Source organism: Occultella glacieicola, from assembly GCF_004353825.1.
GTDB lineage: Bacteria > Actinomycetota > Actinomycetes > Actinomycetales > Beutenbergiaceae > Occultella > Occultella glacieicola.
Map to the genome: position 1 here is coordinate 113,846 of NZ_SMNA01000008.1, position 15,080 is coordinate 128,925.

At 72.7% G+C, this 15,080-nt stretch carries 12 protein-coding genes; all 12 read left to right on the plus strand.

Translation table 11 applies throughout. The features are described from left to right. The first annotated feature begins 2 nt into the window (after positions 1-2). The 12 genes from EXU48_RS17045 (at position 3) to EXU48_RS17100 (ending at position 15,080) form a co-directional block, all read left to right on the plus strand. Entirely contained in the window at positions 3-1,787 is a 1,785-nt protein-coding gene (locus tag EXU48_RS17045) for a peptidoglycan D,D-transpeptidase FtsI family protein (RefSeq protein ID WP_165962869.1), read from the plus strand. Positions 1,788-1,806: 19 nt separating this feature from the next. After that, the gene (locus EXU48_RS17050; protein WP_133108881.1) at positions 1,807-3,384 is read left to right on the plus strand and encodes a UDP-N-acetylmuramoyl-L-alanyl-D-glutamate--2,6-diaminopimelate ligase; all 1,578 of its coding nucleotides are present in this window, start codon (positions 1,807-1,809) and stop codon (positions 3,382-3,384) included. Beyond that, the gene (locus EXU48_RS17055) at positions 3,381-4,829 is read left to right on the plus strand and encodes a UDP-N-acetylmuramoyl-tripeptide--D-alanyl-D-alanine ligase (RefSeq protein WP_133108882.1); all 1,449 of its coding nucleotides are present in this window, start codon (positions 3,381-3,383) and stop codon (positions 4,827-4,829) included. The genes EXU48_RS17050 and EXU48_RS17055 overlap by 4 nt, the downstream gene beginning before the upstream one ends. Then, positions 4,826-5,908, plus strand: coding sequence for a phospho-N-acetylmuramoyl-pentapeptide-transferase (gene mraY, locus EXU48_RS17060; RefSeq protein ID WP_133108883.1), 1,083 nt, complete (start codon positions 4,826-4,828; stop codon positions 5,906-5,908). The genes EXU48_RS17055 and mraY overlap by 4 nt, the downstream gene beginning before the upstream one ends. Beyond that, positions 5,905-7,368 carry a UDP-N-acetylmuramoyl-L-alanine--D-glutamate ligase gene (murD, locus tag EXU48_RS17065; RefSeq protein ID WP_235857094.1) on the plus strand — a complete coding sequence of 488 codons (1,464 nt, stop codon included), beginning with the start codon at positions 5,905-5,907 and terminating at the stop codon, positions 7,366-7,368. The genes mraY and murD overlap by 4 nt, the downstream gene beginning before the upstream one ends. Next, positions 7,365-8,738 carry a peptidoglycan glycosyltransferase FtsW gene (locus EXU48_RS17070; protein ID WP_133108885.1) on the plus strand — a complete coding sequence of 458 codons (1,374 nt, stop codon included), beginning with the start codon at positions 7,365-7,367 and terminating at the stop codon, positions 8,736-8,738. Before murD ends, EXU48_RS17070 begins: the two co-directional genes overlap by 4 nt. Continuing rightward, positions 8,731-9,876: an undecaprenyldiphospho-muramoylpentapeptide beta-N-acetylglucosaminyltransferase gene (murG, locus tag EXU48_RS17075; RefSeq protein ID WP_133108886.1), complete on the plus strand. Its 1,146-nt coding sequence runs from the start codon at positions 8,731-8,733 to the stop codon at positions 9,874-9,876. The genes EXU48_RS17070 and murG overlap by 8 nt, the downstream gene beginning before the upstream one ends. After that, a complete protein-coding gene (gene murC / locus EXU48_RS17080; protein ID WP_133108887.1) occupies positions 9,873-11,264 on the plus strand; it encodes a UDP-N-acetylmuramate--L-alanine ligase in 1,392 nt (463 codons plus the stop codon). The genes murG and murC overlap by 4 nt, the downstream gene beginning before the upstream one ends. Continuing rightward, positions 11,261-12,238, plus strand: a complete 978-nt coding sequence (locus tag EXU48_RS17085; RefSeq protein WP_133108888.1) for a cell division protein FtsQ/DivIB — start codon at positions 11,261-11,263, stop codon at positions 12,236-12,238. Before murC ends, EXU48_RS17085 begins: the two co-directional genes overlap by 4 nt. Positions 12,239-12,479: 241 nt before the next feature. Beyond that, positions 12,480-13,733 (plus strand): cell division protein FtsZ, encoded by a 1,254-nt coding sequence (ftsZ, locus tag EXU48_RS17090; protein WP_133108889.1) that lies wholly within the window; start codon positions 12,480-12,482, stop codon positions 13,731-13,733. 7 nt (positions 13,734-13,740) lie between these two features. Next, positions 13,741-14,448, plus strand: coding sequence for a peptidoglycan editing factor PgeF (gene pgeF, locus EXU48_RS17095; RefSeq protein ID WP_328591652.1), 708 nt, complete (start codon positions 13,741-13,743; stop codon positions 14,446-14,448). Between the two features lie 146 nt (positions 14,449-14,594). Further along, positions 14,595-15,080: a cell division protein SepF gene (locus EXU48_RS17100; RefSeq protein ID WP_133108890.1), complete on the plus strand. Its 486-nt coding sequence runs from the start codon at positions 14,595-14,597 to the stop codon at positions 15,078-15,080.

The following is a 15,080-nucleotide window of genomic DNA, read 5'->3' on the forward strand; positions in this document are numbered from 1 at the left end:
CGGTGGCACGAGGACAGAACCCGTTCACGGCGCTCGGCACGCCGGAGCGGCGCCAGACGATCCTGCTCGCCGCACTCCTGGCGGTGATCCTGGCCTTCGCTGGCCGGCTCGTCTACGTCCAGGCGATCATCGGGCCGAGCCTGGCCCAGGCCGCCCTCGACGAACGCACCCGGACCTACACGCTGACCGGGCCGCGGGGGGACATCGTCGACGCCGACGGCACCGTGCTGGCCACGACCGTGCAGACCTACCGCGTGGTCGTCAACCAAACCCAGGTCCCGGACTTCCGCGTCTATGACGACAACGACGAGGTGGTCGGGTACGGCGCTGCGGCGGCCGCCGAGGTCCTGGCCCCGGTGCTGGGCGTGGACGCCAACGTGCTCGGGGCGCAACTGGTCGGGGACGACGGCTACCACGTCCTGGCTCGCGACGTCTCGCCCGAGGTCTGGCAGCAGATCGCCGCGCTCGGGATCAACGGGGTCTCCTCCGAGGACACGTTCGAACGCGTCTATCCGAACGGCCGGACGGCCGGCAACATCCTCGGCTGGGTGAACTCCGAGGGCGAGGGTGCCGCCGGTATCGAACAGACCCAGAACTCCGACCTGCTCGGTACCGACGGCCGGCTGCAGGTCGAGATCAGCACGTCCGGCCAGGTGATCCCGACCGGACAGCAGTCCACCACCCCGGCGATGCCGGGCTGCGACGTGAACCTGACCATCGACTCCGACGTGCAGTGGTACACGCAACAGGTCATCGACGACGCCGTCGACCTCTACGGCGCGAGCTGGGGAGCGGTCGTCGTGGTCGAGGTGAGCACCGGCCGGATCGTGGCGCTCGCGGACTCCGACAGCGTCGACCCGAACAACCCGGGCGCGACACCGGCCGACGACCGCGGTGCCCGCTCGGTGACGAGCCCGTACGAGCCGGGCTCGACCGGCAAGGTGCTCACGGTGCTCAGCGCGCTCGAGGAGGGCGTGATCACCCCGACCAGCCCGGTCGAGGACCCGTACCGGCTCACCACCGACAACGGTCAGACCTTCCACGACCACACCGAGCACCCCGACCAGATCCTGACCACGACGGGCGTGCTCGCCGAATCCGCGAACACGGGGACCGTGAACATCGGGTCCCTCATGTCGGACGCCACCCGGTACGAGTACATGCAGCGCCTCGGCTGGGCGGAGGCGACCGGGATCGGGCTGCCCGGGGAATCCGGCGGGATCCTGAACGCCGCCGAGGAGTGGGACGGCCGCCAGCGGTTCACGACCATGTTCGGGCAGGGCGTCGCGGTGACCCTCCTGCAGAACACCGGGGTCTTCTCCACGATCGCGAACGACGGTGTCCACATCACCCCACGCCTGGTGGACGGCTACGACTGCGACGGCGAGTTCATCGAGAACGAGCCGGCCGAGCCGGAGCAGGTGGTCTCGCCGGAGAGCAGCGAGCAGATGATCCGGATGCTGGAGAGCGTCGTCGGCGACGCCGGCACCGGAGGTCACGCCGCGATCGAGGGGTACCGGATCGCGGGCAAGACCGGCACCGCGCAGGTGGCCGATGAGACCGGCCAGCTCAACGACGTCGCCGCGTCCTTCGTCGGCATCGCCCCGGCGGACGACCCGGATCTGGCCGTCGGGGTGATCCTGTACAACCCGTCCAGCGGGATCTACGGCGGCACCATCGCCGCCCCGGTGTTCCACGATGTCACCGCGTTCGCCCTGCAGTCGCGCGGTGTGGCCCCCAGCACGGAGCCGGCGCAGCCGTACCCGCTGACGCCGGATGCCTCCTGAAACGGTAGATTTTCCTCCCATGAGCACCACTGGCGAAGCGGGGCGACCACGCACCCTGGCGGCCCTCGCGGACGCGTTCGGTCTGACGCTTCCGGCGACGTCCGACGCCGCCGGGATCACGCTCACCGGCGTCAGTCTGGACAACCGCACGACTGCCGACGGGTACCTGTTCGCCGCACTTCCCGGCGCGAGGGTGCACGGCGCCGCGTTCGTCGCGCCCGCCGTTGAGGCGGGTGCCGTGGCCGTCCTCACCGACGCCGCCGGGGCCGCGCTCATCGCCGATGGTGCCGAGGTCGCCCGGACACGTGTGCCGGTGCTCGTCGCGGACGACCCCCGGCTGATCCTCGGTGACGTCTCCGCCTGGGTGCACCATGAACCCGCCGAGAAGGTCCGGACGTTCGGGGTGACCGGCACCAACGGCAAGACCACCACCACCTACTTGCTCGAGGAGATCCTCTCGTCGCTCGGCGGACGGACCGGGCTGATCGGCACCGTCGAGCTCAAGGTCGGCCCCGATCGCACCCCCGCCCGGCTGACCACCCCGGAGGCCCCGCAACTGCACGCGCTGCTGACCGAGATGGTCGCCGCGGACGTCGACGCCGTGATCATGGAGGTCTCCTCGCACGCGCTCGCCCTGCACCGTGTGGACGGTGTGGTCTTCGACGTGGTCGCGTTCACCAACCTGACCGAGGACCACCTCGACTTCCACGGCGGCATCGACCACTACTTCGCGACCAAGGCTTCGTTGTTCACGCCCGCGCACGCCCGCCGTGGGGTGGTGCTCGTCGACGACGCCTGGGGCCGTCGACTGGCCGAGCAGGCAGGCATCGACATCGTCACCGTGGGCACCGGGGCGGCCGGCCGCGACGCCGACTGGATGATCGTCATCAACCACACGGCCGCCGACCACACCGACTTCACGATCACCCACTCCTCCGGACGCAGCCTGTCGACCACGGTGCACCTGCCCGGCCGCTTCAACGTCGCCAACGCGGCGGTGGCGCTGGTCATGGCCATCGAGTCCGGCACCACGCCCGCCGAGTTGAACCACGCCCTGCCGCACGGCCTGCGCGCCGTGGTCCCCGGCCGCATGGAACTGGTCGCGAACCGGCCGCGGTGCATCGTCGACTTCGCCCACAACGCCGACGCACTGCGCCTCGCGCTGGCCGCGCTGCGACCCTCGACGAAGGGCCGCCTCTTCGTCGTGTTCGGCGCGACCGGGGAACGGGACCGGGGCAAGCGGGCCGTGATGGGGCGCGTCGCCGTCGAGCACGCGGACGTCGTGGTGATCACCGACGACGACCCCCACGACGAGGAGGCCTCGGCGATCCGCGCCGAGGTCATGGCCGGGGCCCTCCGGGCGCTCCCCGCGGCGCAGCGCACCGGACGTGCCGTTGACCTGTTCGAGGTCGCGCCACGGCGCACCGCGATCCACCGTGCGATCAGATTCGCCGGGCCTGCCGATACCGTGCTGATAGCGGGCCGAGGCCACGAGACCCTGCAGGAGATCGCCGGGGTGGAGTACCACCTCGACGACCGGGAGGAGGTGCGCACCGCGATGTCAGAGCGGTCCCCCCAGCGCACCGAGGAGCCATGATCCAACTCACAGTGGCGCAGATCGCCGCCAGCACCGGCGGGCGGGTGATCTGGCCCGAGGGGACCGCTGCGCCCACGGACTCACTCACGTCGGGGGAGAACTCGGTGGTGGCCGACGTCGTCATCGACTCCCGGGAGGCCGGCCCCGGCTCGCTGTTCGTGGCGTTGCCCGGCGAGCAGGTGGACGGCCACGACTACGTGTCGGCCGCCCTGGGCCGCGGTGCGGTCACGGCCCTGGTCGCCCGTCCGGTCGCCGGGGTGAGTGTCCCGCTGGTGCAGGTCCCGGACGTCCAACGGGCTCTGGGGGACCTGGCTCGGGCGGTGCTGGCCACGCTACGCGCGGAGCGGGACGTGCTCGTGGTCGCGATCACCGGGTCCGCGGGCAAGACCAGCACGAAGGACCTGCTCGCCCGGCTGCTCGCGCCACTGGGGCCGGTGATCGCCCCGGTCGGCTCCTTCAACAACGAGATCGGGCTGCCGCTGACCGTGCTGCGCGCCGACGGGGGCACCGTCGCGCTGGTGCTCGAGATGGGCGCCGACGCGCCCGGCAACCTCACCTACCTGACCTCGATCGCGCCCCCGGACGTCGCCGTCGTGCTGATGGTCGGCACGGCCCACCTGGCCGGGTTCGGGGACCGGGACGGGATCGCCGCCGCGAAGTCCGAGCTCGTCCAGGGTCTGCGCCGCCACGGCGTCGCCGTCCTGAACGCCGACGACCGGCGGGTCGCCGCGATGGCGCCCCTGGCAGCGGGGGAGCGCGTGCTCACGTTCGCCAGCGCCGACCCTGCGGCAGACGTGCGCGCCGAGGGCGTCACCCTCGACGCGGCCGGTCACGCCCGGTTCACCCTCACGACGGCGCAGGGACGGGCCGACGTGACGCTCGCCCTGGTCGGTGCCCACCACGTCGGCAACGCGCTCGCCGCGGCCACGGTGGCCCTCGACCTCGGCCGTCCGCTCGAGGAGGTCGCGGGGGTTCTCGCCGAGGCCGGGGCCCTCAGCGCGCACCGGATGCACGTCACGACCCTCGCCGGCGGCGTCACCCTCATCGACGATGCCTACAACGCCAACCCGGACTCGATGCGGGCCGGCCTGGACGCCCTGGTCGCCGTCGCGGGCGGCGGCCGGCGCAGCGTCGCCGTGCTCGGCGAGATGCTCGAACTCGGGGACACCGGCCCAGGTGAGCATCGAGCGGTCGGGCGCTACGCCGTCGAGCGCGGTGTCGACCTGCTCGTCGTCGTCGGTGCCGGGGCCCGACCGATCGCCGACGGTGCCTTCGCGGCCGGTGCGGGCGACGCCGTCCGCACGACCGGGACCGTCGAGGCGGCCCTCGACCTGCTCGGTGCGCAGCTGCGCCACGGTGACGTGGTCCTCGTCAAGTCCTCCAAGGGGGCGGGGCTGGCGGCGCTGGCCGACCGTCTCACCGAACTCACGGAGGTCCAGCAGTGATCGCCATCCTCGCCTCCGGGGCGGTCGCCCTGCTCGTCTCGTTGTTCGGCACGCCGCTTTTCATCCGGTTCCTGGTCCACCGCAACTACGGCCAGTTCATCCGCCAGGACGGCCCGACGGCGCACTTCACCAAGCGCGGGACGCCCACCATGGGCGGGGTGGTCATCATCATGGCCACGCTGATCGCGTACGCGTTCGCGAACGTCTTCGCCGGCAGCAGGCCGAGCGCCTCGGGCCTGCTGCTGCTGTTCCTCATGGTCGGCCTCGGCGTGATCGGCTTCCTCGACGACTTCATCAAGATCAGCCGGCAGCGATCCCTCGGCCTGAGCCCGAAATGGAAGATCATCGGCCAGGGCGTGGTCGGCATCGTGTTCTCGGTCCTGGTGCTGCAGTTCCCGAACGAGCGCTGGCGGACCCCCGCGAGCACGCACATCTCGTTCTCGCGTGACCTGGGCATCGACCTCGCGTTCGCGGGCGCCGCCGTCGGCCTGATCCTGTTCGTGATCTGGGCGAACTTCCTGATCACGGCGTGGTCGAACGCGGTGAACCTCACCGACGGACTCGACGGTCTCGCCACCGGCGCCTCGATGCTCGTGTTCGGGGCCTACATCCTGGTGACGATGTGGCAGATGAACCAGAGCTGCCAGATCCTGTCCCGGGTCGGGCAGAGCTGCTACGAGGTGCGCGACCCACGGGACCTCGCGATCATCGCCGCGGCGATCGTCGGGGCCTGCTTCGGGTTCCTCTGGTGGAACGCGTCCCCGGCGAAGATCTTCATGGGCGACACCGGGTCGCTCGCCCTCGGCGGCGCCCTGGCCGGCATCTCGATCCTCACCCGCACCGAGATCCTCGCCGCCATCATCGGCGGCCTGTTCGTGATCATCGTGCTCTCCGACGTGATCCAGATCGGGTTCTTCAAGATGACCGGCAGACGGGTCTTCAAGATGGCCCCGCTGCACCACCACTTCGAGCTGATGGGCTGGGGCGAGGTCACGATCGTGATCCGGTTCTGGATCATCGCGGCCCTGTTCGTGTGCGCGGGGCTCGGCCTCTTCTACGCGGAATGGGTCGTCGGTTGAGCGCCGGTACCGCCATCGACGAACTCCGCGGGACCAGGGTCGTAGTCGCCGGACTCGGCACGTCCGGGCTCTCGGCCGTCACCGTGCTCACCGAGCTCGGTGCCCGGGTCACCGCCGTCGACGCGGACCCGCAGGTCGGCGACCGGGTGGACCTGCCGAGCGGGGTCGCCCTGATCGCGGATGCCGACCCCGAGCGGCTGGCCGAGCGCGCCCTGGGCACCGACCCGGCCATCGTGGTCACCTCGCCGGGGCTGAACCCACGCACCCCCCTGCTCGCCCACGCCGTCGATGCCGGGACCCCGGTGTGGAGCGAGGTGGAGCTCGCCTGGCAGATCTGCAGGCCCGACGTGGACTGGCTCACCCTGACCGGCACCAACGGCAAGACCACGACGGTCGGCATGCTGGCCTCGATCCTGGCCGCGGCGGGACGGAACGCGCCCGCCGTCGGGAACGTCGGCACCCCGATCGCCGAGACCGTGCTGAACTCCCGCGCCGGCGGCGACCGGTTGGACGCCCTGGCCGTGGAGCTGTCCAGCTTCCAGCTGCACTTCACCCACTCGGTCTCGCCCGTGGCCGGAGCCTGCCTGAACCTCGCCGACGACCACCTCGACTGGCACGGCGGGCGGGCCGGCTACGCCGCGGACAAGGCCCGGGTGTACTCCGGTGCCCGGGTGGCCTGCGTGTACAACGTCGCCGATCCGGCCACCCGCGCGATGGTCGAGTCGGCCGAGGTCGTCGAGGGTGCCCGCGCGGTCGGGTTCACGCTCGGTTCCCCGGGGCTCAGCGAGGTCGGCCTCGTCGAGGACGTCCTCGCCGACCGGGCGTTCGTCCCGAACCGGTCCAGCCACGCCGCCGAGCTCGGCACGCTCGCCGACCTCGCGCACCTGGCCGCCGGACCGCTCCCGCCGCACGTCGTCGCGAACGCGCTCGCGGCCGCCGCGCTGGCCCGGGCCGCGGACGTGCCCGCCCCCGCGGTCGCGCAGGGGCTGCGCTCCTACGCACCCGGCGGGCACCGGATGGAGGAGGTCGCAGAGGTCGACGGCGTCCGGTACGTCGACGATTCGAAGGCCACCAATGCGCACGCCGCCGCCGCCGCCCTCGCGGGCGTCGAGGAGGGCCGGGCGGTCTGGATCGCCGGCGGTCTCGCGAAGGGGGCCCGGTTCGACGACCTGGTCGTCTCCCGCCGGGACCGGCTCCGGGCGGCCGTGGTCATCGGGGTGGACCCCGAGCCCATCGTCGACGCACTTTCCCGACACGCCCCCGACGTCCCGCGAACCGTGGTGCCCGCTGGTGACACTGAGGTCATGAGGACGGCAGTGACCCGGGCACGTGAGCACGCCCGGCCGGGCGACGTGGTCCTGCTCGCGCCCGCCTGCGCCTCGATGGACCAGTTCCGCTCCTACGCCGAGCGCGGTGACGCCTTCGCCGCCGCCGTGACCGACCTGGCGGCGGGCCGATGACCACGGTCGAGGCCCCGCGCCGGACCGCGACCCGCCCGGCCCGGCGACCCACCACCCGGGCCGGCGCGAGCCGCGCCACGCCCCCGCGTGCCGGCGGCACCAGCCGGGCCACGTCCGCTGGATCCACGCCACGCGCGGGCCGCGCGAAGGTCGCATCGACGGCTCGCACAGCCACCTGGAGCTCACCGGCGACGAGCTACTACCTGGTCGGCGGCTCGACCCTGCTCCTGCTCCTCCTCGGCCTGATCATGGTGCTGTCCGCCTCCACCGTGTACTCGCTGCGGGACTCCGGTGGGGCGACGCCGTTCGCCGACTTCCTCAACCAGGCCAAGTTCGCGCTCGTCGCCGCCCCGGTGGCGTACGGGATCTCCCGCCTTCCGCCACGGCTGATCCGCAGGCTCGCCTGGATCGGCATCATCGGCGCCCTCGGGCTGCAGCTGCTGGTGTTCACCCCGCTGTCGCTGAGTCAGGGCGGGAACTCGGGCTGGATCCACATCGGCCCGCAGAACCTGCAGCCCGCCGAGTTCTCCAAGCTGGCGCTGGCGGTCTGGCTCGGCGCCGTGCTCGCCGCCAAGGGCCCGCTGCTGAAGCAGTGGTCGCACGTGCTCATGCCCGCCGTGCTCGTCGCGGGCGCCTTCCTCGGCATCGTGCTCTACACGCACGACCTCGGCACCGCCCTGATCATGATCGCCCTGGTCGGCGGCGCCCTGTGGGTGGCCGGAGTGCCGCTGTCGATGTTCTCGGTGGCGGCCGCCGGGATCACCGCCGCGGTGGCCTACCTCGCGGTCTCCTCGGACAACCGCCGCGACCGCCTGCTGAGCTTCCTCTCCCCGGAGACCGCCGACCCGATGGGACTCGGGCTGCAGCCCCGGCACGCGCTCGGCGGCCTGGGCACCGGTGGCATCTCCGGAGTGGGCCTCGGCGGTTCCCGGGAGAAGTGGCTGTGGCTGCCGGAGGGGCACAACGACTTCATCTTCGCGATCATCGGCGAGGAGCTCGGCCTGCTCGGCACGCTGCTCGTCCTGGTCCTGTTCGGTGCCCTCGCGGTCGGCCTGACCAGGATCATCAAGCGACACCCCGACCCGTTCGTGAAGATCACCACCGCCGCGATCGGCTGCTGGATCATCGGCCAGGCCCTGATCAACATCGGCGTCGTGATCGGGGTGCTGCCCGTGATCGGGCTGCCGCTGCCGCTGGTCTCCGCCGGTGGCTCGGCCCTGGTCACCACGCTGGCCGCGCTCGGCATCGTGCTCGCGTTCGCGCGTTCGGAGCCCGGTGCGAAGGAGGCGCTCGCCGCGCGCAAGGCGTCGGTGCGCCGGTCCCTCGCCGTGATCGCACCGCGCCTGGCCTCGGGTAAGGCCCGTGGCTGATCTCAGCGTCGTCCTGGCCGGCGGTGGCACGGCCGGACACGTGAACCCGCTGCTCGCCACCGCGGCGGAACTGTGCCGCACCGAGCGCGACACCCGCGTCCTCGTGCTCGGCACCGCCGAGGGCCTCGAGGCGGACCTGGTGCCCGCGGCGGGCCTGGGTCTGACGGTCATCCCCAAGGTGCCGTTGCCGCGCCGACCGTCCACCGAATGGCTGGCGTTCCCCGGACGCTGGCGCGCCGCCGTCCGGACCGCGGCCGACGCCCTCGACGCGGCCGACGCCGACGTGGTGGTCGGGTTCGGCGGCTACGTCGCCACCCCCGCCTACATGGCGGCCCGACGGCGGGGCGTCCCGATCGTGGTGCACGAACAGAATGCCCGGCCCGGCCTGGCGAACCGTGTCGGCGCGAGGTTCGCGGCCGCCGTCGGCGTCACCTTCCCCGACACGCCCCTGCCCGGTGCGACGCTGGTGGGGCTGCCGCTACGGCCCGCGATCGCCGACCTGGTCGCCGCGCGGGCCACCGACGCGCCCGGTGCGGCCCGGCACGGGGCGCGATCCCTCGGTCTGGATCCCGACCGGACCACGGTGCTGGTCACCGGTGGGTCGCTCGGCGCGCTCCGGCTGAACACCGCCGTGCCGCAGGTCGCGGCCCAGTTCGTCGCTTCCGGGGCCCAGGTGCTGCACCTGACCGGCCGGGGCAAGTCCGCGGGGGTCACCGAGGCCCTGGCGGACGCGGGTGACGACGTCCGGGCCCACTACCACGTGCGCGAGTACCTGTCCGAGATGGAGGACGCGCTGGCCTGCACGGACCTCGTGATCGCCCGTTCCGGCGCCGGCACGGTCAGCGAGCTCAGTGCCCTCGGCATCCCCGCCGTGTACGTGCCGCTGCCCGTCGGCAACGGTGAGCAGCGACTGAACGCGGCGGCCACCGTGGCGGCCGGTGGCGGCATCCTGATCCCGGACGCCGACCTCACCGCCCAGTGGCTGACCGAGCGGGTCCTCCCGCTCGTCGCCGACGCCGAGCGGCTCACCGAGATGGGTCGTCGGGCGGCATCGGTGGGGGTGCGCGACGGCGCCACCCGTCTCGCCGACCTGGTCCGCGGCGCCGCTCGTCGCGACGCGCGGGGGTCCGCCGCATGAGGGTCCACTTCATCGCCATCGGCGGCGCCGGGATGTCCGTCGTCGCCGAACTCATGCTCGCCCGCGGACACGAGGTCAGCGGTTCGGACAGCCAGGCATCCGACGTCCTGGACCGGCTCGGCCGGCTCGGCGCGCAGGTACACGTCGGCCACGACCCGGCGCATGCGGCCGGGGCCGACCTCGTGGTGGTCTCCTCTGCGATCCGCACCGACAATCCCGAGCTGCTGGCGGCGCACGCGGCCGGCACCGAGGTGATCCACCGGTCCCAGGGTCTGGCCCTGGCCGCCGCCGACACCGACTTCGTGGCCGTCGCCGGCGCGCACGGCAAGACCACGACGTCCTCGATGCTGGCGGTCGCGCTGCGCGAGGCCGGGCTCGACCCCTCGTTCGCGATCGGGGGCCGGGTGCTGGCGCTCGGCACCGGCGCGCACCTGGGCACCGGCACCGTGTTCGTGGCGGAGGCCGACGAGTCCGACGGCTCCTTCCTGAACTACACCCCGCGCGTGGCCGTCGTCACGAACATCGAACCGGACCACCTCGACCACTACGGCACCGCCGACGCCTTCGAGGCCGCGTTCGACGACTTCGCCGCCCGGGTCCGGCCCGGTGGTGCGGTGGTCGCCTGCGCGGACGACGACGGGGCGCGTCGGTTCACCGAGCGGGCCCGCTCGCGCGGCGCCCGTGTCATCACCTACGGGCTCGCCGACGACGCCGACGTGCGGATCACGGGAGTCGACCTGGGCGCCGGGTCGTCCTCCTCCCGGCTGCGCGCCGCCGCGGGCGAGTTCGAGCTCGACCTGGCCGTTCCCGGTGCGCACAACGTTGCGAACGCGACCGCCGCCTGGGCAGCCGGGGTGGAGCTCGGTGTCGACCCGGCGACCATGGCGAACTCCCTCGGTACGTTCAGCGGCACGGCGCGCCGCTTCGAGGACAAGGGCACCGCGGCCGGCGTCCGGGTGGTCGACGACTACGCCCACAACCCCACCAAGGTGGCGGCCGCCGTCGCGACCGGCCGCCGGGCCGTCGGTGCCGGCCGGCTGCTTGTGCTGTTCCAGCCGCACCTGTTCTCGCGCACCGAGGCGTTCGCGGCCGAGTTCGCCGACGCCCTCGCCGGTGCCGACGAGGTGGTCCTGACCTTGATCTACCCGGCCCGGGAGGATCCCAGGCCCGGCGTCACCTCCGCACTGATCGCCGACCGGCTGCCGGGGGCGCGGTACCTGCCCGACCACCTCGAGGCCGCCCACGCCGTCGCCGCCGCCGCACGGCCCGGCGACCTCGTGATCACCGTCGGAGCCGGCGATGTGACCCGGCTGGGCCCGGTGATCCTCGCCGACCTGGCCGCGCGGGAGGACCGGCCCTCGGGGCTCGCACCGGAGCCGGGCCGATGAGGGCGCCGGCCAAGCCGCGCCAGACGAGGCCCACCACCGTCGCCAGGGCCGCGCCGCCGGCCACGCCGGCGGCGACGCGACCGGCCACCAAGACCACGGCGGGAGCAGCCAAGAAGACCGGGGGCGCCGCCAAGAAGACCACGGAGTCCGCCGCTACGCCGAAGGGGCCGAAGGGGCCGCCGACCACGCTCGTGAAGCCGACCTCCGCCGTCGGCCGGGGTGCCTCGACGGTGAGCCGGGTCAGCGGCCAACTGGCCGAACGGGTGGCCGAGCGCCGCTCGGCCCGGCGCCGGCTGCGGTGGCGCACCCTGGCCTGGATCGGTGCCGGCATCCTGGTCGTCGCGGCCCTGAGCTGGCTGGTCCTGTACTCCCCGGTGCTCGCCCTCGAGGAGGACGAGGTCACGATCAGCGGGACCACCCAGATCGTGACCGACGCCCAGGTCCGGGAGGTCGTCACGGCGCAGGCCGGCGTGCCCCTGGCCCGCCTCGACACGGCCGGCATGGCGGGCGGGATCGAGGCGTTGACCGGTGTGCGGGACGTGCAGATCAGCCGGGTCTGGCCCTCCGGCATCGAGGTGGTGGTCGAGCCACGGGTGCCGGTCGCGAGCGTTGCCGCCGAGTCCGGCGGGTTCGTGCTCCTGGATGCCGAGGGCGTGCAGCTGGCGCAGACCGAGGCACCGACCGAGGCGCTGCCGGTGATCACCGTGCCACTCGGCCAGGACAACACCGCGGCTTCCCTGCAGGCCGTCCTGACCGTGCTCTCGGAACTGCCACCCGAACTGCTCGCCGAGGTCGCCGACGCGGGCGCGCAGACCCCGAACCAGGTCCGCTTCACCCTCACCGACGGTGCCGAGGTGATCTGGGGGAGCGCGACCGACGGGGAACTGAAGGTGAGGGTGCTGGCCACGTTGCGCGGCATCCCCGCCGCTGTCTACGACCTGTCCTCGCCGCTGACCCCGATCACCAGGGAATGAGCCCGGGACCCGTGGATCGAAACCCGCGGCGCGACACGCCCGCGTGGTGATTGCCGATCGAGGCAGCGACACCTAGCGTCATGGACATCGAGAAAATGACATAACTCTCAACCTCAGGTTGAGGTTGAGAGTTGAGGGTCCCAGGGGTCGTCCCCGGGTGACCCACGAGTGGGAAGCACGATCGGCCGAGGCCGTGACTGAGGGCCCAGTACCGAGCGACTGGCGAACGAGAGGGACTGACGTGGCGGCACCGCAGAACTATCTGGCGGTCATCAAGGTGGTGGGGATCGGCGGTGGCGGCGTGAACGCCGTCAACCGCATGATCGAGGTCGGGTTGAAGGGCGTGGAGTTCATCGCCGTCAACACCGACGCCCAGGCCCTGTTGATGAGCGACGCCGACGTGAAACTCGACGTCGGCAGGGAACTGACCCGGGGTCTCGGCGCCGGCGCCGACCCGGAGGTCGGCAAGAAGGCGGCCGAGGACCACGCCGAGGAGATCGAGGAGGTCCTGCGCGGGGCGGACATGGTCTTCGTCACCGCGGGCGAGGGTGGCGGCACCGGCACCGGCGGCGCGCCGGTGGTGGCGAAGATCGCGCGCTCCCTCGGGGCTCTGACGATCGGCGTGGTCACTCGCCCGTTCACGTTCGAGGGTCGCCGACGCGGCGTCCAGGCCGACTCCGGCATCGACGCCCTGCGTGCCGAGGTGGACACCCTGATCGTGATCCCGAACGACCGGCTGCTGTCGATCAGCGACCGGAACGTGTCCGTGCTGGACGCGTTCAAGTCCGCCGACCAGGTGCTCCTGTCCGGTGTTCAGGGCATCACGGACCTGATCACCACGCCCGGCCTCATCAACCTGGACTTCGCCGACGTGAAGTCGGTGATGCAGGGCGCCGGCAGCGCGCTGATGGGGATCGGGTCCGCACGCGGGGAGGACCGCGCGGTGCAGGCGTCCGAGCTGGCGATCTCCTCGCCGCTGCTGGAGGCGAGCATCGACGGCGCCCACGGGGTGCTGCTGTCCATCCAGGGTGGCAGCGACCTCGGGCTGTTCGAGATCCACGAGGCGGCCCGACTGGTCCAGGAGGCCGCGCACCCGGAGGCGAACATCATCTTCGGTGCGGTCATCGACGACGCCCTCGGTGACGAGGTCCGGGTCACCGTGATCGCGGCCGGCTTCGATGCGGGCGGCCCGAAGGCGGCCAACCGCGCCGACCAGCAGCAGAACAAGCCGAAGCAGAGCGCCGCCCCGGCGGTCCAGCAGCGGACGCAGCCGCCGGCCGTCGTCGAGCCTCCCGCCGAGCGCGTCGAGGAGGTCACGCCGGCGCCGCGCCCGGCGGCCCCTGTGCGCGAGCCGGTGCCCGTGGCCCAGGCCGCTGGGGAGCGGGGCTCGCAGAACGGCCAGCCGACCCAGGGGCTGGAGGTGCCACGGGTCTTCGACGAGCAGCCTCGCAGCCGTCGCGACGACGACCTGGACGTGCCCGATTTCCTCAAGTGAGGTCCTCATCGCAGACCTCGGCCCGGGCGCCGTCGGCGGCTTCACCACTCGCGCCGGCGGCGTCAGCCGCGGGGTGTACGAGTCCCTGAACCTCGGCGCCGGGGTGGCCGACGAACCCGCCGCTGTCGCGGTGAACCGCCGCCGGGTGTCCGACCGGTTCGGGCGCCCGGTGGCGTTCCTGACCCAGGTGCACTCCGACCGCGTCCACGAGGTGACCGGACCACCGCCGGCGGGCACGGTCGCCGTGGCCGAGGCGGACGCCCTGCTGACCGCCCGCGTCGACGTGGCCCTCGGCGTGCTGGTCGCCGACTGCGTGCCGATCCTGCTCGCCGGTGACGGGCTGGTCGCGGCCGTTCACGCGGGGCGGCGGGGCCTGGTGTCGGGTGTCCTGACGCACACCCTCGCGCGGATGGCGGCCGCCGGGTCGCCGGCCGGGCGCGCGGCCATCGGGCCGTCCATCTGCGGCAGGTGCTACGAGGTTCCCGAAGCCATGCGCGCCGAGGTTGCGGCGCGGATGCCGGTGGTCGCTGCGACCACGTCCTGGGGCACGCCGGCCCTCGACCTCGCCGCCGGGGTTCGAGCCCAGCTCGCCGACGCCGGGGTGCCAGAGGTGCACCACGAGGCCCGGTGCACCCGGGAGGACCCGGACCTCTTCTCCTACCGCCGGGACGGCGTGACCGGACGGTTCGCGGGCGTGATCGCCCTCGAGGCGTGAGCGGCGGCGTGTTCGAGCCGCGGCGACACGCCGCGACCGGTGCCGGACGGCTCGGGAGGGCTGGTCTAGCGTCTGAGGCAACGACACCCACCCCACCCCGACGGGCGAGAACCACCCGCCGCCCGGCGAACACATGAGGAGCAGGCATGGCCGGAGCGCTGCGCAAGACGATGATGTACCTCGGGCTCTCCGAGGCTGACCGTGAGAACGCCTACGACGACCGGCTCGTGGACACCCACGACGTCGAGGACTCCTACGACGACTACGACGCGTACGAGCCCGTCGAGGAGACGCCCGCCCAGGAGGCCCAGGTGACACCGATCACACGCGCGGCGTCGCACACCGGCGCGAACCTGCGCCGCATCACCACCGTGCACCCGCGTACCTACAACGACGCGAAGGTGATCGGTGAGGCCTTCCGGTCCGGCACCCCGGTGATCATGAACCTCACCGACATGACCGACGCCGAGGCCAAGCGTCTCGTCGACTTCTCCGCCGGTCTCGTGTTCGGGCTACGGGGCGCCATCGAGCGCGTGACGAACCGGGTGTTCCTGCTCTCGCCCGCCACGGTGGAGGTGGCGACCGAGTCGCACGAGCCCGACACCAAGGCCCGGTTCTTCAACCAGAGCTGA

Coding starts and splice junctions, on each gene's coding strand:
- EXU48_RS17050 (WP_133108881.1), top strand. CDS start 1,807: ATGAGCACCACTGGCGAAGCGGGGCGACCACGCACCCTGGCGGCCCTC.
- EXU48_RS17055 (WP_133108882.1), top strand. CDS start 3,381: ATGATCCAACTCACAGTGGCGCAGATCGCCGCCAGCACCGGCGGGCGG.
- EXU48_RS17070 (WP_133108885.1), top strand. CDS start 7,365: ATGACCACGGTCGAGGCCCCGCGCCGGACCGCGACCCGCCCGGCCCGG.
- murC (WP_133108887.1), top strand. CDS start 9,873: ATGAGGGTCCACTTCATCGCCATCGGCGGCGCCGGGATGTCCGTCGTC.
- EXU48_RS17085 (WP_133108888.1), top strand. CDS start 11,261: ATGAGGGCGCCGGCCAAGCCGCGCCAGACGAGGCCCACCACCGTCGCC.
- EXU48_RS17100 (WP_133108890.1), top strand. CDS start 14,595: ATGGCCGGAGCGCTGCGCAAGACGATGATGTACCTCGGGCTCTCCGAG.